Here is a 21,285-nt window from a genome sequence, read left to right on the forward strand (position 1 = left end):
GCACACGCTCGACTAGCGCCTCCAACGAAAGTTTCTTTCGTTACAGCTCCTGCACACGCTCGACTGGCATCTCTAACGAAAGTTTCTTTCGTTACAGCACTCGCACACACTCGACTAGCGTCTCTAAGGAAAGTTTCTTTACTAGGGTTGTAGAGAAAAAGCGCTGATCATCGGGAGGGCGAGTATGTCTACAGACGTCCGCTCTACTGTCGAAGTCTGTCTTGTCAGTAACTTGTCAGAATAAGTCTTTATACTTAAGACAAGTGCATACATAAGGAGGAATTTAGGTACATGGTAGGAACGAAGAAGCGGTGGTCATCGAGTGCATGGGCACTTGTATTGACTGTTTGTCTCATTGTGTCGACTTTGGCGCCGCTGACGGCGGTAGCTAATAGTTCATTCTTTGCATCGGGCTCGGGGACTGAACAGGATCCCTATATCGTGATGACGGGCAAACAGTTGGAAGATATCCGCATGAATACTAACGCACATTATAAGCTGGGTGCCGATCTTACGCTAACAATTCCCAACTTCCCGCCCATTTGGGCTTTTAACGGGAGCCTGGATGGCAATGGGCATACGATTAAGGGACTGCATATTTCCCGGACCGATTATCAAAACGCAGCATTATTTGAAACCCTTAATCCCAGTGCAAAGGTTTCAAATCTCATATTTGAGGATGCTGTGATAACAGGACGAGAAGTTGCAGGTGTCTTGGCAGGAAATAGTAATGGGACAATAACCAATGTCCACGCTACTGGATCAGTATCAGGAACTTACAATATAGGCGGACTAGTTGGAATTGAAGATGGGACTATCGTTTCCAGTTCATTTGTAGGGAATGTGACGGGGAATGGTGATTCAATTGGAGGCTTAGTAGGGTTGTCCCTTGGTAATATTGATGCCAGCTTTGCACATGTTACCCTCAATGCGACCAATGGTGAAGGTACTGGCGGTCTTGTCGGATTTAAGGATGATGGCACAATCAGCCGTAGCTATGCTCAAGGAACAATCACCAGCAATGATAGTTATGTTGGCGGACTTGTAGGACTTCTTGTAGATACGACGTTGGAGGACAGTTATGCAAACGTCATGGTTAGCGGATCCGGAGAGTCCTATTATGGCGGTCTGGTAGGGGAAAGTGCATACAGCGCAATTAAGAGAAGTTATGCTATCGGTCAGGTCATCCATGAAGGTAATTCCGTTGGTGGCTTGATAGGTGAGAACGACATCGCTACTGTTGAGAACAGTTATTACGACCAAGAAACGACAGGACAACAGGATACTGGAAAGGGCGAAGGGAAAACCACGGCCCAGATGAAAATGCAGTCAACCTATACAGGCTGGGACTTTGACACGGTCTGGGACATCCAGGAAGGTGTGAATTATCCCACACTTCAGGTCTTCCGTGTGCCTCCACCAAAGCCCGATTTGGTAGGCTCGGGTACTGAGGAAGATCCATACATCGTTGATTCGGCAGAGGGTCTGGATAGCATCCGCTTGGATGTCAGTGCGCATGTCAAACTAACAGATGATATTGATTTAAGCAATATGATAAATTGGGAGCCGATCCCCGACTTTGAAGGTAACTTTGATGGAGATGGGCATAGCATTACAGGATTGAGCATCAACCGGCCCGGTGAGGAACTCGTGGGTTTATTTGCTGGCATAAAAGAAGAAGGCAAGGTGGCGAACCTTACCTTACTGAATGTAAATGTAACTGGCGATGGTTATACCGGTTCGCTTGCAGGAGAAAGTCTCGGAACCATTGAGAACGTCCATGCCGAAGGAACAGTGGTTGGAGGCGACATGTATACGGAACGAAAGTATACAGGGGGACTAATCGGTTATGTGGAAGATGGATTTATTACACAGAGCAGTTTTGAAGGTTCCGTTACTGGAGGCGCAGGAGGAACAGGTGGACTGGTGGGACGTTCATACGGCGTAATCGAAGCCAGTTATACCGATGTGACCATCGACCGCACCGGCCAATATGCTGGAGGGCTTGTCGGATTTAGTGGTGGTACTATTTCACAAAGCTATGCACAAGGTGTGGTAACGGGCTGGCACCGAAATATGGGCGGCCTTGTTGGTCTTGTTCAAAAAGGGATCGTCCAGGACAGTTACACCAATGTAGTATTGAATGGCAACGACGACAACTACGGTGGACTGGTGGGAGAGCTTACAGGAAGCACGGTCTCTCAAAGCTATGCGATTGGCCGCAATAATAATGATTTTAATACTTCTGGCGGTTTGATTGGCGATATGAGGAATAGCGAGGTTCTACGAAGCTATTATGATCGGGAAAAAGCTTTTTCGCGATCCGGAATTGGTGAAAGAAAAACGACAGCGGAGATGTTCACCCGAGTCACATACGTAGGATGGGACTTTGAGACCATCTGGGTTATTGAAGAAGGGAATGGTTATCCGACGCTTCGTGTTTTCGTTGAAGGCAACCCTGCTCCTGCGCTTGAGGGTTCAGGAACAATAGAAGATCCATATATTGTTGACTCTGCAGAAGCACTGGATAGCATCCGTTTGGATGTAAATGCACATTACAAACTGGATGATGATATCGACTTAAGCACAATTGAGAATTGGATTCCCATTCCTCATTTTAGAGGTAGTCTTGATGGTGATGGCCATATCATCACAGGATTAAACATCGATCTCCCGGACGGGGAGCATGTGGGGTTGTTTGCACAGATTGACGAAGAAGGAAAAGTTGAGAATCTTACTTTGCGTGATGCCTGGATTACAGGCAAAAACTATGTAGGTACGATTGCAGGAATAAACCGTGGAGAAATTGCCCACGTGCGATCAGAGAATGGCGTTGTGTTCGGAAGTCCGGCTGGTGGACTGGTGGGCAACCTGGAAGGGACAGGAATTATTGAATATGGCTATTATGAAGGACTAGTACAGGGTAGAGGAAGTATTGGTGGTCTGGTAGGTATTTCCTCGGGACATATAACTGCTAGCCATACGGATTTCTATGTTATATCGGAAGGCGAAATCGCAGGAGGCCTCGTAGGATTGAATAGAGGCTCAATTACTCAAAGCTTTGCCGTAGGCGGCGTCACAAGTTACAGTCCCACTGTTGGCGGTCTTGTCGGCAAACTGGAACAAGGCCTCATCGAGGACAGTTATGCAGAGGCATGGATCAATGCAAGCAACGAAAAAACGGGCGGATTGGTTGGCGAAAGTAGCTATGGTACGATTGCACGAAGCTATTTTTTCAGTGTTATGTCTAACCCATCGCCTGTAGGCTTGATTGGAAACGCCATTGATAGCATCGTCATCAACAGTTATTACGATACGGACACATCTGGTGATGCGGGTGCAGGCAAAGGCGAGGGCAGAACGACAGCCCAGATGCAATCAAAAGCAACCTATGTAGGATGGGATTTTGATACCGTTTGGTTTATTCGCAATGGTTCAGACTATCCGAAATTGCGCGTCCTTGATGACCCAGACCAATATACCGTTTCTTACGACGGTAATGGACATACGTCCGGTCAAGCGCCACCGTCCCAAATGTTTGAAGAGGGCGCGACGGTTACCACTCCACTTGCAGGAGATTTGGTCCGTACCGATTATATATTTACTGGCTGGAACACAGCAAGTGATGGCACAGGTACAGCCTATGCGATTGGCGATGAGTTCGATATGGGTTCCACGGACGTTACGCTATATGCGCAGTGGCTGCAAGCAATGAAAGGTGATGGGAATTTGGATGGCGTAGTCACGCCGGCGGATGCACTGTTGTTCGTCAAATCGACTAAAGATCTCTTTCCAATCCTTCTGCCTGATCAATATTGGGCGTTTGATATGAATGACGATGGCTCATTGGATGACCAGGATCTCCGACTGATCCTGGAAGCTTACAACGCAGCACCGTTTACTGAAACAGTTGACACTACAGGTTCTGTAACGATCGAGATTGGCAAAGCCTCTGCCGCTCAAGGTGAGGTTATTGCAATTCCTATTACGCTGCAGCAAGCAACAGTTGGCGTAGCGGCTTATGGCTTCGAGTTGATTTACGATGAGGATGCGTTTGAACTGGACCGCTTGTCCGAGCAACCAGGTATGCTGGTGGAACATGAAGCGGCGGGATCGCTCAAATTGGCTTGGGTAGATACGGAAGGCGGCGACGCTGCCATATCTGAAGGAGACGAGCTACTGACTGTTTATCTTCGAGTCAAAGGCGACGCGGCGCCAGGAAATCAAATCCTGACGATCAAACACCCAGCACATAGCGGTAACCTCCATGTTCAGGATATGAATAACCGGGCGATGGCTGTGACCTTCGTAGAGGGTGAGGCGGCAATTACACCGAAGCTTCAGCCAAGATTGTCTGCTGTGCCAGGTGACGGAAGCATCAAGCTCAGCTGGACCCACATTGCAGATGCAAAAAGATATACACTCTTTTATCATGATGCGGAAGATGTCATTGATAATCCACATGCAAGAAGCATGGGGGTAGTCGATCCAAATCACGAATTCAGTGATCTGGAAAATGGCAAGACCTATTATGTCGTCCTGCGTGTCGAGCGTGCATCCGGCGAGATGGTATACTCCAATGTCGTGAAGGCTACGCCAGACGGCACAACCGTCGATACGCTTCAGGACATGCTGGATTTCATCGATTCGCAGATTGAAGAGCTGCCGGATGGCGACTTCAAGGCCGAACTGGTGGAGATTGCCGATAAACTGAAGGACGACATCACAGAGATGCTGGCAGAAGAAGCGGAAGTGGATGACTTGCCCGCTTACCTGACTCTTTACCAGAAGATGACCAATACCGGTAAGAAGCTGTACGAGATTCAAGTTGCGATTCTGCAATGGTATGCCGACCAGTTGATCGATGCTCTAGTAGGATTAGAGGATGAGAACGAGGATTTAATGGCTGAAGCGGAAACGATGAAGCAGCAGATTCAGGATTTACAAGACAAAATTGATGAGCTGGGTAGCGAAAACGAAAATCTGTCCGCTCAACTCGGCAACATGAGTCAACAGGTAACAGACCTCCAGGGTCAGATCACAACACTCAATCAAAAAATTACGGACCTGGAGAATGAAAATGAACAGCTGAAGCAAGAGAAAGCGGCGCTGCTGGCGCAGATTGAGACTCTTGAGGATCAAATTGACGATTTGAATGCAAAGGTTGACGATCTGGAAGGCGACAAAACGGCTATGCAATCCATCATTGATGCTCTGACGACTCAGGTTGAAGTGCTGAAAAGCGAAGTCGATGACCTGAAGGGCAATGGTACCGAGTTGCAGCAGAAGGTTGCCGAACTGACGGCTCAAGTAGAGGAATTGCAAGCGAGTCTGCAACAAGCCGAAGCTTTTGCAAAAGATTTGCTGGCATTGAAGATCGGTTTCGCCGGCAATGAAACAGCAGAACAAGTAACAAGCAATTTCACCCTGCCGACGATTGGAGCGGGCGGTACAGCCATCGTGTGGACGGCCTCGCATGACGGCAATGTTTCGATCACGGACGGACAAGCAATTGTCACTCGACCTTCGTACACGGAAGGTGATGCCTTTGTCACCTTGACAGCGACATTAACGCTTGGCGATTTGACAGGTACGGTGTCGCAGCTGATCCGAATTGTTAAGGCAGAACCAAGCGATGCAGAAGCGGTAGCTCTGGCACAGAAGGAGCTGGCGATTCGTTTCGCAGAAGGCGATTCTGTCCTCGGTGTTACTGGGCAGCTGATCCTGCCAGGACAAGGCTTGCATGGTGCAGAGGTTACCTGGACTTCCACTCATCCATCGATCATTAGTCACACTGGTGCGGTGACACGGCCGGGGTACGACGAGAAGGATATCGTTGTTATCTTGACGGCGCACATTTCCCGCGGTGATGTTATGGAAACCAAGACTTTTGAGGTGCAGGTGCTTCGAACGATTCAAACGGCTCAAGAGGCGGTAGATGCGGCAAAAGCAGCACTCATGCTGGAGCTGGCAACAGGGGATACCGCTGAAACCATCAAAGGTTCCATCCGTTTGCCGCTCACCGGTACAGATGGCACAAGCGTCACTTGGACCTCTAGTGATGAAACGCTGATCTCTGCTGATGGCGTTGTGCGGCGTCCGTCTGCCTCCGAGGGCAATCGAACCGTCACTATGACGGCGACAATTACCAAGGATGGTGTGACCGAGACGAAGACATTTGAACTCACTATTCTTGCTTATGCATCCGGCAAGCCAGTTGAACTGGTAACGGCGGGGACGGGGCTGGGCATCCAGCGTGATGCTTCCGGCATTCGTGTAAGCGTGGAGGCAAACCGCAGGGATACTGCGCATCAACCGGAACGTGCGGTAGTTGTTTTCCAACTGATGAGAGGCAATGAATCCATTGCTATTGTAGCCTTTGAAAAAGAACAGCTCGTCAGCGAGCGGGCGACCGCAGGCTTCTTCAACGTGAACGGTAATGACGCATCTTACAGTGTCAAAGTGTACGTGTATGATGAGCTGTCGACTGACCTGACACGCATCCAGACCAGCTTGGCCGAAGTGGCAGAGCTGAACTAAATTATACGGAGCACGGGAGCCGGCAAGCCGGTCTCCCGTTTGCTCTGGAAAGGAAGCCAGACATGAAGAAGGTAAAATCGTATACGCTGCTTCTGATTTGCACGCTACTGCTTACAGTAGGGTGGCAGCCCGCCATTTACGCAGAACCAGAGTTCACTGTAACTCTGGAGGAAATCACGGATCAGGTTCGTGGGGCCACGGTGACCTTGCGGGGAACCACAACGCTGGAAGAGTTGAACGTGCGGATCGTCAACAGCCAGGGCCGGTTGATTTTCGTAGACACGTTTGCTCCTCAAACGGACGGGAGCTACAGCCGGGCTTTTAGAATATCCGCAACAGAGGCACTGGGCAACACGACGGTTGCTGTTGGCGAAGGAGGCGTCGTTGCTACAAGGACGTTCCGCATTGTGGCACCGGCAAGTCCAAATCCGAACCCGAATCCCGAGCCCAATCCTCCGGTAACCTCTCCGGAGACACCAGAGACACCTGAAACGCCGGAAACACCACAGCCTGGTAATACGGGGGTTGAAATTATCGTCGATGGCAAAACCGAAGCAGCACCAGCGCCGACAATGACCACGGTGAACGGCCGTTCGGTGGCGACGGTAGCCTTGAATGCTGAACAGGTGAATAGCCTACTGGCATCAGCAGGCTCACAGCCAAGAGTTTCTATTGCTGTGAACAGCACCGCAGACGTTGTAGTCGGCGAGCTGACCGGACGGATGGTAAGCAACATGGAGCAGCGCCAGGCGGTGCTGGTCATCCGGACAGGTGGAGTAGTCTATACTTTGCCTGCAGAGCAGATTCATATCCAGGCTGTTTCGCAGCAACTGGGAGAGGCGGTAGAGCTGGAGGACATTATTGTCCGCATAGAGATTGCCAAGCCTACGCAGGCAGCCGTGACGAATGCGCAAAACGCAGCGGCTGCCGGTGGTTTTGAGCTGGTGGCGCCGCCACTGGAATTCACCGTGACAGCGATCCATGGCAGCAACACGGTCCAGGTCTCCCGCTTTAACAGCTATGTGGAGCGGACGATCGCGCTGCCGGAAGGCATCGATCCGAATAAGGTAACGACTGGCGTAGTTAATGAAGCGGATGGTACGGTGCGGCATGTGCCTACCCAAGTTTCTGTTGAGAGTGGCATTTATTACGCCAAAATCAACAGCTTGACGAACAGTGCCTATTCGGTCATCTGGAACCCACTCAGCTTCGCGGATATGACCGCTCATTGGGCGGAAGCGGCAGTGAACGACATGGGTTCGCGGCTGATCGTAACCGGCGTTGGGGAGGGACAGTTCCGCCCGGATCTGAATATTACACGGGCCGAGTTCGCGGCCATTCTGGTTCGAGGATTGGGTCTCCCAGCAGAAAACGGTGATGTGGCATTTCCGGACGTACAACCGGGAGCTTGGTATAGTGGTGTTGTCGGTACCGCGCAGGCGTACGGTCTGATCAACGGCTTCGAGGATGGCACGTTCCGTCCGCAAGCACAGATTACGCGCCAACAGGCGATGACCATGCTGGCCAAGGCAATGCAGCTCACCGGGCTGAATAGCCAACTGACTGATACGTCAGCTAGCGAGCAGCTGGCGGCGTTCACCGACGGCGATCAGGTCGCAGCCTGGGCGGCGGAAGGTGTCGTAGACTCCCTGCAGGCCGGGCTCGTACAAGGGCGCGATGGCGGCCAACTGGCCCCGCTTGCTTCTGTGACCCGCGCCGAAGTCGCGATCATGGTACAGCGTTTGCTGCAAAAATCGGGTCTCATTTAAGACTATAACCTATTGCCTACCGCTCCATGCTGACTTATTAAGCTGTGTGGGGCGGTTTTTTGAGTTTTAGATATACTAGATTTGGATATACTAGGTAGCTATTACTTAGTATAGAGGAGTGGTAGCCATGATGGAGCATTTGATCATCTTGGTTCGGAGTATATCTGCCTTTCTTATTTTACTTGTTATCACTCGAATATTAGGAAAGCAGACCCTCTCCAACATGAATTTTCACGAATTTGTTACGGCAGTCATTCTAGGGGCCATTGCAGCCAATTTGGCCTTTAACGAGAAGATTCAAGTTTCGCACTTGTTGATTTCGTTTGCGGTGTTCACAGCGACTTCGTTTGTATTATCCAAGCTCATTTTGAAAAGCAGAAGACTGCGGTTGTGGACGGAAGGGACGCCGACCGTACTTGTCGAGAACGGCAAGGTGCTGGAAGGTAATTTGGGGAAAAACAACCTGACAATAGATTCGTTGAACCAGATGCTCCGTCAGAAAGATATTTTTGATCTGGACGAAGTGAAATATGCCCTGCTTGAGAATAACGGACAGCTCTCGGTAGAGAAGAAAAAAGAATATCAAACCACTACGCTCAAGGATTTTAACAAAGGTAAACAAGACGAGCGGCAGTTTCCAATTGAACTGATTATTGATGGTCAGCTACTACAGGGGAATTTTGATGCCAATCAGATATCCCAAGCTTGGTTGATGAAACAATTGGAATCTCGCAAGACGACTGTTCAAGACGTATTCTATGCTGTAAAAGGAAGTAATGGTCAGTTATATCTTGACTACTACATAGATCAAATAAGGAACCCAATAGATGTTGAATAATAAGAAAAGACGCAGTCCCTTGGATAACGAGGGCATGAGTCTTTTTTTTATTTTTCTTTAGTGACTATACCTCCCCGGCCATCAGCCGGTAGCCGATGCCGGGCTCAGTGAGGATGTAGACGGGCTGGGTTGGGTCGGGCTCTAGTTTCTTGCGGAGGTGGCCGATGTAGACGCGCAGGTAGTGGCTGGCGGATTCGTCGTGCTGGTTGCCCCAGACCTGTTGGAGCAGCTGGCGCTGGGTGACTACTTTGCCAGCATGGATAGCGAGTGACTTGAGCAAGTCGTATTCGGTAGGCGTTAGCTTGACTCGCTGACCGTGCAGCTCCACGATCCGTTGCTCCAGATCGATGGCCAGCGGACCCGCCCGCAGGACGGGCTCGTGCGCCGAACGGGCGGCATGCCGGAGGGCGACGCGGATTCTGGCGAGCAGCTCGCCTACGCCGAAGGGCTTAATCATGTAATCATCAGCCCCGCTGTCGAGCGCATCGATCTTGTCGGACTCCCGGTCCCTGGCGGTCAGGACAATGATCGGCACGGCGCTCCACGCCCGGAGATGGCCGAGGACCTCCATGCCGGTCATACCGGGTAATCCCAAGTCAAGGATGATGAGATCCGGCAAGGTTTTGGACGCCAGCGCCAATCCTTCCTCCCCTGTGGCCGCTTCGGTCACAGCAAGTTGATGCGCCTGCAGGGTTACTTTTAACAGCTTGCGAATCTGGGGTTCATCGTCAATGACCAAGATACGTGCGCCATGCTCACTCATGATGGTCAAGTCCTCCTTTCCCGTTGGAAGCCGCGGCCTCCGTATGCTCCGCCAGCGGCAAGGTGAGCGTGATGACAGTGCCGATCGGCACCCTTGCACTGGCCGAGATGGTGCCCCCGTGCAGCTCCGCAATGCCGCGGCTGATTGCCAGACCGAGCCCGGTCCCCGGCAGGTGGCGGGTCGCTTCCGCCCGATAGAACTTGCCGAAGATCTTCTCCCGCTCTTGCTCCGCAATTCCCATTCCTTCATCCGCGACCCGGATGACAACCTCACGCTGACTTGCCTCCACCATAAGCTGAATTTCACTATCCTCAGGGCTGTACTTGATTGCATTGCTGACCACATGACGCAGCATCTGCTCCAGCAGCACTTCATCACCGGGGACCACCAGCGGCTGCTCGGACCGAATGTCCACCTGCAGCCGGCGGTGCCGGTGCTCATCCTTCAGCTGCGCCAGCGTCATGCCGATCAGGTCCTCGATACCGCACCAGTTCCGGCGGAGGCTGAGCATGCCACTCTCCAGCTGGGCCATGCTCAGCAGATTGAACACCAGCCGGTTCATCCGCTGAGCGCCGTCCCGGATCGTGAGGAGCAGCTCGCGGCGATCTTCCGGCGAGAACAAGGCCTCATGCTCCAGCAGTCCGCCAGCCGAGCCAATAATCGCCGCCAGCGGGGTGCGCAGCTCGTGCGAGACGGAGTTCAGGATAGCCGTCCGCAGCCGCTCTGACTCGGCACTCACCTGAGCAACTCGGGCCTCCTCCGCCAGCTGTAGCCGGACGATGGTGGAGGCCATTAAGCTGCCAAGTGTTTCGACCAGCCCAACCTGCAAGGGGCTAATGAGTTCCTTACCTGTAGCAGGGTAGAGCGCAATTACACCAATATATCGATTCTCGGCACGAAGCGGCACAAAATACGTGTTGCCCCGGCTGCCTGCAGATACCCGCAGCTTGGAGACGGCTCTCCGCTCATAGGCTTGCTCGGCGGCCAGCAGCTCTTCTTCGGCATGCAAGCTGTCCGCTGCCAGATCCAGCAGTGAAAGTCTCTGGCTCTCATCCGTAAGGTACAGTCCAACCTGCATCCCGAATGCCTCCGCCACCTGGCTACCGAACACGCGAGCCGCCGCAGGGAGATCCGGACTGTCGGCTAGTGATCGGCTCAGCCCATAGAGGGCAGTCATTTGCAGCTCCTGTTGCTGCGCTTCAACGGCCCGGCGTTTCAGCCTGCTGGCCAGACTCGCCGTCAGCCCTGCGACAGTGAGGTATACGCCGAAGGTAATCAAGTCGCGGAGATCGGCGATTTTGAAGCTCAGCATCGGTGTGACGAAGAAGAAGTTCAGTGCCAGAACGCCCAGAACGGCGGCCCCAAAAGCAGGTCCTACTCCCTGAAGCACAGCGGCTCCGAGGACGGGAAGCAGGAGCAGTAGCGTTGCGTTGCTTAGCTCAGACGCCCAATTGAGGGTATGCAGCAGCCATACCATGGCTGCCGTCAAAGCCAGCGTCAACAAATACGGACGTGTAGTGAGCCATAAGCGTTGTGGGTTGATCATGTCGGAATTCACTCGTTTCCCGGCGACGGCAGATGCGCCATACCGAATTCGACTCTATGCTCCTAGCTTACTGTAAAAGAAGCGTAAATGAAACGGGCGAAGGGTGTAAAAATTGCATAAAAAAACATCTCCGGTCGAGAAATCAGGAGGAATACCGAGGAAAATAAAGCGATGATCCTAAGAAACCGCTTTTGTACGCGAAGCGGACGCCAAGCGGAGCGACAGCAGCAGCCGCCGGTTTTACAGCTGGCGATTGGGAGCGTATGATTCGTTCCATACTTGCATGCGGGGTCGCCAGCCAGATAGCGGCGTCTGCCCCAGAAGGAGAGAGAAGTATGATGGATGTTGGAATGATTGTTCTGATGATGAGTCTGAGTGCAGCGCTCTTGACGCTACTGGTTTGGGCTGATCGCAGGGTTCAGGATGGGAGGGAGGACGCATGAGCTGGGTATTGGGCTTCGTCATTGCGGGCGTCTTCCTCTATCTGGGTTACGCGCTGATTCATCCGGAACAATTCTAATGCCAAGCCCCAGCTTCGGAGGGAGACCTAATGTTGATCTACACATATGCTGCCATTGCCGTTCCGTTCTTGCTCGTGCTGCTATTGGTGCGCCCGGCAGGATGGTACCTGGCCAAGGCTTTTGATTACAATCCAACCGGTCTGGACCGGTTGTTCGGTCCGCTGGAACGACTGATCTACCGCATCGGCGGGCATCCGCGGCACAATCAGACCTGGCGGGACTATGCCGTATCACTCGTGCTGGTAAATACCGTGATGCTGATGCTGGCCTACCTCGTGTTCCGGCTGCAGGGTCAGCTCCCGCTAAATGCTGCAGGCCTACCGGGCATGCGGCCGGACCTGGCTTTTCATACGGCAGTGAGCTTTATTACAGGCAGTAATCTTCAGCATTACAGCGGCGAAAGCGGGCTATCCTACCTGTCCCAAATGATGGCGGTGGTGTTCCTGATGTTTGCTGCGCCAGCCACCTCGCTGGCGGCTGCCATGGCCTGCATACGTGCGCTTGCAGACAAGCCGCTGGGCAACTTTTATGTCGATCTGGTGCGTGCCCTGACCCGGGTACTGCTGCCTGCTGCGTTCGTCTTGGCCCTGGTCTTCGTGGCGCTGGGGACGCCGCAGACGCTGGAACCCGCCGTGACTGCTCAAACCGTCGATAGCGGAACACAGACCATTGCCCGCGGGCCGGTCGGCTCGTTTGTTGCGATTAAAATGCTCGGCACGAACGGCGGCGGCTTCTTCGGCGCCAACTCGGCCCACCCTTATGAGAACCCGGGGGCGCTCAGCAATCTGCTGCAGATCGTCCTCATGCTGCTGATTCCGGCGGCAATCCCGCTGGCTTACGGGCGGATGACTGGCCACGCCCGTCATGGACGGGTGCTGTTCATCGCTATGGGCCTGCTGCTCCTGCTCCTGGTGGGCGCTCTACTAGCGGCGGAGCATGCCGGTAATCCGGCGTTGCAGGCACTGGGGCTGCAGCAGGAGCAAGGCAGCATGGAAGGCAAGGAGAACCGTTTTGGCGTGGCGCAATCTGCCGTGTATACGGCGGTCACAACGGCATCCGAGACCGGTGCCGTCAACACGATGCATGACACGCTCAGTCCGATAGGCGGGCTTGTCGCACTCATAAGCATGCTGTTGAACACCGTATTTGGCGGCATCGGATCGGGCTTTATGAACGTCCTGCTCTATGCCATCGTCGCCGTTTTTTTGTCGGGTTTAATGGTCGGCCGTACGCCGGAATTTCTGGGCAAGAAGATCGAGGTTAGAGAAATGAAGCTGATCGCCGTCACGCTGCTGATCACGCCGCTGCTGGTTCTGGTTCCGTCGGCCTGGGCCGTCGCAGCGCATGCGGATACGATCTCCAGTCCGGGCTTTCATGGCCTGACCCAGGCGGTCTACGAATTCGCATCGGCGGCCGCCAACAATGGTTCTGGCTTCGAAGGGCTCGCTGACAACACGCGGTTCTGGAATACGGCCACAGGCGTGGTGATGATGCTGGGCCGCTACGTTCCGATCCTTTTGTTGCTGGCTATCGCCGCTTCGTTATCCGTCAAGCGTCTGGTGCCGCAGACATCCGGCACTTTCCGGACAGATACGGGTCTGTTCGGTGTTGTCTTCGTCGCCGCTGTGTTGATCGTCGGTGCGCTGACCTTTTTCCCCGTGCTTGCCCTGGGCCCGATCGCAGAGCATCTGTCCCTCTGGCAACGGTAAGCAACCATTTAATGAAGGAGCAAACCCATGGCTACAACCATTTCGCAATTTGTTCACCAGCTGCCCGTCGTCATGAAACAGGCATTCCGCAAGCTGGACCCGCGTCTGATGATCCGCAATCCCGTGCTGTTCGTTGTGGAGGTCGGCTGCGTCCTGACGCTGCTGCTTGCCTTGGCCCCGGACGCCTTGGGCGGCACGACACCGGGCTGGTTCAATCTCACCGTTGGCCTGATTCTGTTGGCGACGCTGTTGTTCGCCAATGCCGGGGAGGCTATCGCCGAAGGCCGGGGGAAAGCCCAGGCCGATTCGCTAAGGAAGACCAAAGCCGTCCTCACCGCCCACAAACAATCAGGCAGCACGTGGAAAACGATCCCCTCTGTCGAGCTGCGGCGCGGCGATGTCGTCCTCGTGTCCCAAGGCGAGCTCATTCCCGGGGATGGCGAGGTCATCGAGGGATTGGCCTTGGTGGATGAATCAGCGATTACCGGTGAATCTGCGCCCGTGATCAAGGAAGCGGGAGGCGATTTCAGCTCGGTCACGGGCGGTACCCGGGTTATCAGCGACTGGATCAAGGTACAGATCGCGAGCGAGCCCGGGGAATCTTTTCTGGATCGGATGATTGCGCTAGTAGAAGGGGCCAAGCGGCAAAAGACACCGAATGAAATGGCCCTGAGCACGGTGCTGATCAGCTTGACGCTGATCTTCCTGATTGTCGTTGTGACGCTGCCGTTCTATGCGAACTATCTCGGGATCCGGCTGGAGGTGCCGATGCTGGTTGCCTTGCTCGTCTGTCTCATTCCAACGACAATTGGCGGGCTGTTGTCTGCGATCGGCATCGCCGGGATGGACCGGGTGACCCGGTTCAATGTCGTGGCCCGGTCGGGCAAAGCGGTGGAAGCCGCCGGCGATATCAACACGATCATCCTGGACAAAACCGGAACGATCACCTACGGCAACCGGATGGCAAGCGAGTTCATCCCGGTGGGCGGGGCCGCTCTCGGGGATGTCGGGGCATGGGCGGCTATCGGTTCGCTGCAGGATGAGACGCCAGAGGGGCGCTCGGTGCTGGCACTGATGCGGCAACTGGAGCTCTATTATGATCCGGCTGTTGCGGCGGGTGGGACGTTCGAGGGCTTTCGTGCAGAAACGAGGATGAGTGGCGTCGACCTGCAGGATGGCAGGCGGGTGCGCAAGGGGGCTGTGGATGCCGTGAAGCAGTGGGTCATCGGGCAGGGCGGCCGTGTCCCATCTGATCTGAATGATGCGGCGGAGCAGATCGCAGGTGCCGGTGGCACGCCGCTGGCGGTCGCTGTGGATGGCTGGATCTGCGGTCTCATCCACTTGAAGGATACGGTGAAGCCGGGGATGCGGGAGCGGTTCGAGCAGATGCGGCAGATGGGCATCAAGACGGTCATGTGTACCGGCGACAACCCGTTGACGGCAGCGACCATTGCCCGTGAGGCGGGCGTCGACGAATTCATCGCTGAGAGCCGTCCGGAGGACAAAATTGCTGTCATTCGGCGGGAGCAGGCCGAGGGCAAGCTGGTGGCCATGACGGGAGACGGGACCAATGATGCGCCGGCGCTGGCCCAGGCCGATGTAGGGATTGCGATGAACACCGGTACGGTCGCCGCCAAGGAAGCAGCCAATATGATTGACTTGGATTCAGATCCGTCGAAAATCATTGAGGTGGTCGCGATTGGCAAGCAGCTCCTGATGACACGCGGCGCCTTGACGACGTTCAGCATTGCGAATGATGTCGCCAAATATTTTGCCATTCTGCCTGCGCTGTTCATGCTGGCGATACCGGAGATGCAGGCCCTCAACGTGATGCAGCTTGGCTCGCCGCAATCGGCAATTCTCTCGGCGCTCATCTTCAATGCGGTGATCATTCCGCTATTAATTCCGCTGGCCATGCGGGGTGTTGCCTACCGGCAGGTCAGCACGGAACGGCTGCTAAGACGCAATCTGTTGCTGTATGGCGTCGGGGGCATGATCGTCCCTTTTGCCTGTATCAAGCTGATTGATCTCCTCGTCCACCTGTGGGTGTAGGACATAAGAAAGGAACGATAGCGCATGAGAACAATCTACGCAAGCCTGCGACTCAGTCTGCTGCTCATGCTGGTATGCGGACTGTTCTATAATATGGCGGTGACTGGCATTGCCCAGGTCATTATGCCGGAGCGGGCAGATGGCAGTCTGCTGCAAGACGGAGAGGGGACGATTATCGGATCCTCGCTGATCGGGCAGCTGTTCACCGATCCCGGTTACTTCCAGAGCCGCATCTCGTCTACGGGGTACGCTGCCGATGCTTCCGGCTCCACCAACTACGCGCCGACCCATCCCGACTTGGCCGCACGGGTAGACCGTTCATTAGCCGACTGGCGTCAAGCGAATCCCGAGGTGCCAGCCGGGCAGGTTCCTGGAGATTTGCTCACCCAATCCGCTTCGGGTCTGGATCCGCATATCTCGCCGGAGGCCGCCTACGCCCAGATTCCTAGAATCAGCCGATTGTCAGGCATTGCTCAAGACGAGCTGAGGGCACTAGTTGAACGCCATACCGAAGGACGGGTGCTTGGCTTCCTGGGAGAGCCTGTGGTATGGCTGCTGCCCCTCAATCTGGACCTGGATGCGCGGAAGGAGCAGTAGTTATGGAGCCGTTCAAGCGACGCACCCCGGAGGAGCTGCTTGCATCTTATTACCGAATGCAGCGGGGACGCTTCAAGATTTATCTCGGCGCTGTCTCCGGCTCGGGCAAGACGTACCATATGCTGAGAGAAGGACATGACCTGCAGGATCGGGGCATTGATGTCGTGCTCTCTGCCATCTCCACCAGGCAAGGGGGGGAGACGGCCGCGCAAATGGGCAATCTGGAGCAGGTGCCAGCCATCCCTTGGACCGATGGGGAGGGCGTAATTCGTCATGACCTGGACGTAGCGGCGCTGCTCCAGCGTCATCCCGAGGTCGTGCTGGTGGACGATCTGGCGCACCGCAACCGCGGCGGGGCGCAACGGGCGGGAAGGCTGGATGATATCCAGTTGCTCCTTGCAAACGGGATTAGCGTTATCGTCACAGTGAACGGCTATGAACTGGAGGGTGTCGCTGACCTGGCCAGGCAGTATGCTGGCATAGCTGTTCGTTCCACGCTGCCTGCAGACACGCTTGATCTGGCGGATGAAGTGCGACTGATCGATGCGACGCCGGAGACGCTGCTGACCCGTCTGGCTGAAGGGCGGCTCTGCCAGTCGGATGGCGCGGTATTCCGGCGAGGCAAGCTGGCGAAGCTGCGGGAGCTGGCGTTGCGACTGGTGGCGGCAGATGTGCATGATGATTTGGCGAAGCACCGGATTGCATCTGGCCAGCCAGGGCTAGCAGGAGGTGCTGAGCGCATCCTCGTCTCGGTCCAGTATCTCTGGAATGCGTCGATTTATATCCGCCGCGGCCAGCAGGTCGCCAAGCGGCTGGGCGGTGACTTGCTCGTCGTGAGCTTCATCGATCCTGCCCAGCCGTTTGCCAAGGAAGCCGCCGCTTTCCGGCAATCGGTGATGAAACTGGCGGAGAAGGTTGGGGCGCCCTTTGAAGAAGTGCCGTGCGCCTCCAGACGCTTGATTGCACATCAGCTCTCTTCCTATGCTGCCACTCATAGTGTGACACGTATCGTCATGGGGCATTCCAAGCAGAGCGCTTGGCAGGAGTGGCGACGCGGATCGGTGATCGGCGGACTGCTGCGGCGGATGGCCGGGGTTGATCTGTTGCTGGTGGCTGACAGTTCGGAACGGGGAGAGCGGGTGCTTCCTGCGAAGTCCTATGCGGCTCCCAGAGATGAAGCGTATCGCCGTAAGAAGAGCGAAGAGCTGGCGAGCACCCTGCAAGCGATGGGGAGCGGGAAGCTCAAGGTGTACATCGGGGCAGCGCCGGGGGTTGGCAAAACCTACGCCATGCTCAAGGAAGGTAATGAGCTGTTGGCCAAAGGCGTCGATGCGGTCATCGGGCTGTTGGAGACACATGGGCGGATGGAGACGGCAGCGCAGATCGGCTCACTGGATCAGCTGCCCCGGGTGCAACAAGACTACCGGGGATCAGTGCTTGAGGAGATGGATTTGGCAGGCATTCTTGGCCGCCGGCCGGAGGTGGTGCTGATTGACGAGCTTGCTCACACCAATATGCCGGGGAGCCGGAACCGGAAGCGCTATGAGGATGTGGAACAGCTTCTGCATGCCGGAATCTCGGTCATTGCTACGGTCAACGTCCAGCATCTGGAGAGTCTGAACGATGCGGTGGAGCAGGCTACGGGTATTCGTGTCCGCGAGACGGTACCGGACCGACTGCTGCGGCTGGCCGATGAGGTGCAGCTAATCGATGTCTCCCCGGTCACGCTCCGGACGCGTATGCAGGAAGGCAAGATTTATGCACCGGCCAGTATCGAACAGGCACTGCATTCGTTCTTCAAGACGGTGAACCTGATTGCCCTGCGGGAGCTGGCCCTACGGGAGATTGCCGATGATGTAGACGAACGACTGGAGGCGTGGGAGCGTAAAGCCTCGCTGCGGGGACCTTGGCGGAGAAAAGAAAGCATCGTTGTTGCTGTCTCACTGGGCAGTGTGGCGGAACGGCTGATCCGCCGCGGGTTTCGGATAGCTCACCGGCTGAAGGCGAAGTGGCATGTCCTTCATATTCGCGCGGGGGCAGAGCCTTCACCAATAGAGCGAGAACGGCTTGATCGCCTGACAGAAATCACGATGGGGCTCGGCGGCCGCTTCGAGGTTGTCGAGGCCAGAACCAAACGGGAGCTGGCGCTGCTTGTCCTCCAAGCCGCTGCCGAGCGGCACGCCACGCAACTAATCCTTGGACAGCCCCGCATCCGGTCGTGGGGGGGACCTGTACGATTCCGCTCCGTCGTCGGTGCCGCACTCAGGCAAGCACGGCATCTGGATGTGTTAATTGTTTCCCGGCCGCCCGTCAGCTATTCCCGTCCTCATGATCTCCAGCTGTGAGCCGCTGCCGAATCTTGTCCTCATAAGCTGCCATCGAAGCTGAACCTGACCATCCCCGGGCCTCCATCAGCGACTGATAGCGCATCCGCTTGAGCGAGAGCTCACGATCCAGCCACACTCGCTCGCCATCGTCGCGGCAGCATGCAAGGAGCTGCTCCAGCGAGACCATATCCTTGCGCAGCTGCATCTCCTCGGGCAGCACACCGGCATTTTTGAGGAGCTTGTAGCTGGCCCGCAGTTCCTGCGGAACCGCACTGTCATCCTCCAGCTTGAGGGGCTTGCCGGACCCCGGTAAATTGTTGAACTCGCCCCGGCGCAGCGCCTCCTGGATTTTCTCCTCCACAATCGACGACATCCAATCCACGATGATCTCTCCTCTCTACGGAATGAACCTCTTCCATACCGACAACACACTTGAAGCGTTATACTTGTAGTATAGCAAAATTATAAGGATCCCACTCCGCTGTGGCTTCCTGTGAAACCCACAAGGCAAGTACCCGTAGGTATGTACAGGACAGTGCCATGGGATCGTGGTGACAAGGAGGAGAAATGATGGATATTACGGCAGCTTTTAACGATGACGCCTTTAAGGCATACATACTGGAACACTTCTGTGAGGGTCGCGAGCGCATTGAGCAAGCGGATGTAGCGCATATCTCGGAGCTGGATGTTTCCCGTCAGGGCTTGGTGAGTCTGGGCGGTATCGAGCACTTTGGCAGACTCGAGGTTCTGGATTGCTCCTATAACAAGCTGACGACGCTTGAGCTTGACAGCCTGAGGGAGCTGCAGTCGCTGACTTGCGGCGGTAATCGCCTGACGAATCTCAACACCTCAGAGCTCCCGCTGCTGCAGGAGCTGAATGTCAACCAGAACGAGCTGCTTGCGCTGAACCTGACGGCTAATCCCGAATTGGAGGTTTTGGATTGTGGCTTCAATCGTCTCCGCCAGCTGGATGTGAGCGGCAACCCTGCATTGACGACGCTAACGTGCTACTGGAATTTGTTGTCGGAGCTGGAGCTGGGACAGAACACGCTGCTGCAGACGCTGGAGTGCGGATATAACGCCTTGTTCGAATTAAGCTTAGTCCACAATAAGTCGCTCGTGCGCCTCGACTGCGGACATAACTATCTAAGCCGCCTGAACCTCACGGCCTGCGCTCAGCTTGAGGAGCTGCGGTGCAACCACAATCATCTGACGGAGCTGGATCTCTCCGGCAATCCGACGCTCAAGAGCCTGCGCTGCTTCAACACCCACATCTCGGAGCTGGAGCTGAGCCATATCGGAGAACTCGCCGAGCTCTTCTGCTCCGACACCAAGATTGCTGCTCTAGCATTGGAGCAGCTCCCGAAGCTGAAGCAGCTGGATATTGCCAATACGCTGATTGCGTATCCGGATTATCCGGTAGATGATGTTGGCACCTTCGTGTATGACCCTGCCGTAACTTGCTATTCCGCGAATCTGGACACCTCGGGCCAACAGTATGCGATAACGACGGAAGCCTCCGATCCGGCAGCGATGGAGCGGTTGGCACCTTATATCCAACATGCGTGGCAGAGACGGGAAGCTCTCCAAGCGGATGGGCTGGCACACATTGCCGAGCTGCACCCCGATGAGAATGTCAGCGAACTCGTCATGTCCGAATGGATGGTGAGTACCGAGGAGAGCATTCGCATCGGGTTTGAAGCCGGTGAAACACCGTCTGGCCATCTCGTTATCTATGTCGTCTTTGATGCACAGCTGGAGCGGGACGACGAACTGGTCTATGAAATCTATTAAGGAAGCAGGTGATTCCGTGTCCGAGGCTACGATTAAAGCCAAAACCTTGGGTGAGTATTTGAAATCCAGAAGAGAACGACTGCAGCCAGAGCAAGTTGGCCTTAAAGTTCATGGGCAAAGGCGTACTCCGGGCCTGCGGCGGGAAGAGGTTGCCCTGCTGGCGGGGGTAAGCGTGACTTATTACACTTGGTTGGAGCAAGGAAGATCTGTAACGGCATCCAGAGATGTAATCCAGAGTCTTGCCCGCGCACTCCAGTTGTCGCCCGAGGAGAGAGCCCATCTGGTTCATTTGTGGGACCCCCACGAGGAAGAGCGACGAAACGATAGGCCATCTGCAACCGGGCTTGAGATGCTGCAGAGCTCTGTCGATGCATTTGCTTGCCCCGCTTTTGTTACCAATGAGCGGACAGAGCTACTGGCCTGGAACCAGGAGGCGGCGACATGGCTGACTGACTTCGGGGCAATGACACCAGAGCACCGGGTATTTATTCAATTGTTGTTTACGGCTCCTGCGTTCCGAGAGCGTATTGTGAACTGGGACAGCTTCGTGCAGTTTGCCGTACCTGTCTTTAGAACGTACTGCGATCAGCATGCCGACGATCCTTGGTATGAAAAAGCAGCAGCGGAGCTCCGTGAAGTCAGTTCAACATTTACTCAGCTGTGGGACCGATATGATATTGGCGTGCGCAATGTGAGCCGAGTGATGCTGCGGCACCCGGACACTTCGGAACCGACAGCCTTCGAGGTGCAGTCCTGGTCTACGATTGCGGAGGGGGAGAACGTGCATATGTGCCTCTATACCCCGGTCCGTGCAAGCGAAAGTTAATTC

At 55.0% G+C, this 21,285-nt stretch carries 14 protein-coding genes; 11 read left to right on the forward strand and 3 right to left on the reverse strand.

What is annotated here, in order from left to right; all coding sequences use genetic code 11:
• Nucleotides 1–291: 291 nt before the first annotated feature.
• The 3 genes from F556_RS0115465 to F556_RS0115475 all read left to right on the forward strand — a co-directional run bounded on the left by F556_RS0115465 (nucleotide 292) and on the right by F556_RS0115475 (nucleotide 9,147).
• Nucleotides 292–6,540 carry an immunoglobulin-like domain-containing protein gene (locus F556_RS0115465; RefSeq protein ID WP_020617886.1) on the forward strand — a complete coding sequence of 2,083 codons (6,249 nt, stop codon included), beginning with the start codon at nucleotides 292–294 and terminating at the stop codon, nucleotides 6,538–6,540.
• Between the two features lie 62 nt (nucleotides 6,541–6,602).
• Nucleotides 6,603–8,309 (forward strand): S-layer homology domain-containing protein, encoded by a 1,707-nt coding sequence (locus F556_RS34155; protein ID WP_020617887.1) that lies wholly within the window; start codon nucleotides 6,603–6,605, stop codon nucleotides 8,307–8,309.
• Nucleotides 8,310–8,436: 127 nt separating this feature from the next.
• Nucleotides 8,437–9,147: a DUF421 domain-containing protein gene (locus F556_RS0115475; RefSeq protein ID WP_020617888.1), complete on the forward strand. Its 711-nt coding sequence runs from the start codon at nucleotides 8,437–8,439 to the stop codon at nucleotides 9,145–9,147.
• 64 nt (nucleotides 9,148–9,211) lie between these two features.
• On the opposite strand, the gene F556_RS0115480 is transcribed toward F556_RS0115475, so the two are convergent.
• Both F556_RS0115480 and F556_RS0115485 read right to left on the reverse strand, forming a co-directional pair.
• Complete coding sequence (locus tag F556_RS0115480) at nucleotides 9,212–9,910, reverse strand: response regulator (RefSeq protein WP_020617889.1); 699 nt, start codon at nucleotides 9,908–9,910, stop codon at nucleotides 9,212–9,214.
• The gene (locus tag F556_RS0115485; protein ID WP_020617890.1) at nucleotides 9,903–11,456 is read right to left on the reverse strand and encodes an ATP-binding protein; all 1,554 of its coding nucleotides are present in this window, start codon (nucleotides 11,454–11,456) and stop codon (nucleotides 9,903–9,905) included. The genes F556_RS0115480 and F556_RS0115485 overlap by 8 nt, the downstream gene beginning before the upstream one ends.
• 191 nt (nucleotides 11,457–11,647) lie before the next feature.
• Between F556_RS0115485 and F556_RS37780 the strand changes: the two genes are divergently transcribed.
• Genes F556_RS37780 through F556_RS0115515 form a run of 6 tightly spaced genes read left to right on the forward strand, consistent with a single transcriptional unit; the run spans nucleotide 11,648 to nucleotide 18,680 of the window.
• Nucleotides 11,648–11,899 (forward strand): hypothetical protein, encoded by a 252-nt coding sequence (locus F556_RS37780; protein ID WP_157272776.1) that lies wholly within the window; start codon nucleotides 11,648–11,650, stop codon nucleotides 11,897–11,899.
• Complete coding sequence (locus F556_RS39245; RefSeq protein WP_083938008.1) at nucleotides 11,896–11,976, forward strand: potassium-transporting ATPase subunit F; 81 nt, start codon at nucleotides 11,896–11,898, stop codon at nucleotides 11,974–11,976. Before F556_RS37780 ends, F556_RS39245 begins: the two co-directional genes overlap by 4 nt.
• Nucleotides 11,977–12,006: 30 nt before the next feature.
• On the forward strand, nucleotides 12,007–13,686 hold the full coding sequence (kdpA, locus tag F556_RS0115500; protein ID WP_020617892.1) for a potassium-transporting ATPase subunit KdpA: 1,680 nt from the start codon (nucleotides 12,007–12,009) through the stop codon (nucleotides 13,684–13,686).
• 27 nt (nucleotides 13,687–13,713) lie between these two features.
• The gene (gene kdpB / locus F556_RS0115505; RefSeq protein WP_020617893.1) at nucleotides 13,714–15,738 is read left to right on the forward strand and encodes a potassium-transporting ATPase subunit KdpB; all 2,025 of its coding nucleotides are present in this window, start codon (nucleotides 13,714–13,716) and stop codon (nucleotides 15,736–15,738) included.
• Nucleotides 15,739–15,762: 24 nt separating this feature from the next.
• Nucleotides 15,763–16,335 (forward strand): potassium-transporting ATPase subunit KdpC, encoded by a 573-nt coding sequence (gene kdpC / locus F556_RS0115510; RefSeq protein ID WP_020617894.1) that lies wholly within the window; start codon nucleotides 15,763–15,765, stop codon nucleotides 16,333–16,335.
• 2 nt (nucleotides 16,336–16,337) lie between these two features.
• Nucleotides 16,338–18,680 carry a histidine kinase gene (locus tag F556_RS0115515; protein ID WP_020617895.1) on the forward strand — a complete coding sequence of 781 codons (2,343 nt, stop codon included), beginning with the start codon at nucleotides 16,338–16,340 and terminating at the stop codon, nucleotides 18,678–18,680.
• On the opposite strand, the gene F556_RS0115520 is transcribed toward F556_RS0115515, so the two are convergent.
• Complete coding sequence (locus tag F556_RS0115520) at nucleotides 18,646–19,035, reverse strand: DnaJ family domain-containing protein (RefSeq protein ID WP_342663312.1); 390 nt, start codon at nucleotides 19,033–19,035, stop codon at nucleotides 18,646–18,648. The two genes, F556_RS0115515 and F556_RS0115520, sit on opposite strands and share 35 nt — an antisense overlap.
• A 197-nt stretch (nucleotides 19,036–19,232) precedes the next feature.
• Here F556_RS0115520 and F556_RS0115525 point away from each other — a divergent pair, with 197 nt between their 5' ends.
• Nucleotides 19,233–20,456, forward strand: a complete 1,224-nt coding sequence (locus F556_RS0115525) for a leucine-rich repeat domain-containing protein (RefSeq protein ID WP_020617897.1) — start codon at nucleotides 19,233–19,235, stop codon at nucleotides 20,454–20,456.
• The gene (locus F556_RS0115530) at nucleotides 20,443–21,282 is read left to right on the forward strand and encodes a helix-turn-helix transcriptional regulator (protein ID WP_020617898.1); all 840 of its coding nucleotides are present in this window, start codon (nucleotides 20,443–20,445) and stop codon (nucleotides 21,280–21,282) included. Before F556_RS0115525 ends, F556_RS0115530 begins: the two co-directional genes overlap by 14 nt.
• Nucleotides 21,283–21,285: the final 3 nt, after the last annotated feature.

This window comes from Paenibacillus daejeonensis DSM 15491 (genome assembly GCF_000378385.1).
In the GTDB taxonomy this organism is placed as follows: domain Bacteria; phylum Bacillota; class Bacilli; order Paenibacillales; family Paenibacillaceae; genus Paenibacillus_D; species Paenibacillus_D daejeonensis.

Coding starts and splice junctions, on each gene's coding strand:
- F556_RS0115465 (WP_020617886.1), top strand. CDS start 292: ATGGTAGGAACGAAGAAGCGGTGGTCATCGAGTGCATGGGCACTTGTA.
- F556_RS34155 (WP_020617887.1), top strand. CDS start 6,603: ATGAAGAAGGTAAAATCGTATACGCTGCTTCTGATTTGCACGCTACTG.
- F556_RS0115475 (WP_020617888.1), top strand. CDS start 8,437: ATGATGGAGCATTTGATCATCTTGGTTCGGAGTATATCTGCCTTTCTT.
- F556_RS0115480 (WP_020617889.1), bottom strand. CDS start 9,910: ATGAGTGAGCATGGCGCACGTATCTTGGTCATTGACGATGAACCCCAG.
- F556_RS0115485 (WP_020617890.1), bottom strand. CDS start 11,456: ATGATCAACCCACAACGCTTATGGCTCACTACACGTCCGTATTTGTTG.
- F556_RS39245 (WP_083938008.1), top strand. CDS start 11,896: ATGAGCTGGGTATTGGGCTTCGTCATTGCGGGCGTCTTCCTCTATCTG.
- kdpA (WP_020617892.1), top strand. CDS start 12,007: ATGTTGATCTACACATATGCTGCCATTGCCGTTCCGTTCTTGCTCGTG.
- kdpB (WP_020617893.1), top strand. CDS start 13,714: ATGGCTACAACCATTTCGCAATTTGTTCACCAGCTGCCCGTCGTCATG.
- kdpC (WP_020617894.1), top strand. CDS start 15,763: ATGAGAACAATCTACGCAAGCCTGCGACTCAGTCTGCTGCTCATGCTG.
- F556_RS0115515 (WP_020617895.1), top strand. CDS start 16,338: ATGGAGCCGTTCAAGCGACGCACCCCGGAGGAGCTGCTTGCATCTTAT.
- F556_RS0115520 (WP_342663312.1), bottom strand. CDS start 19,035: ATGTCGTCGATTGTGGAGGAGAAAATCCAGGAGGCGCTGCGCCGGGGC.
- F556_RS0115525 (WP_020617897.1), top strand. CDS start 19,233: ATGGATATTACGGCAGCTTTTAACGATGACGCCTTTAAGGCATACATA.
- F556_RS0115530 (WP_020617898.1), top strand. CDS start 20,443: ATGAAATCTATTAAGGAAGCAGGTGATTCCGTGTCCGAGGCTACGATT.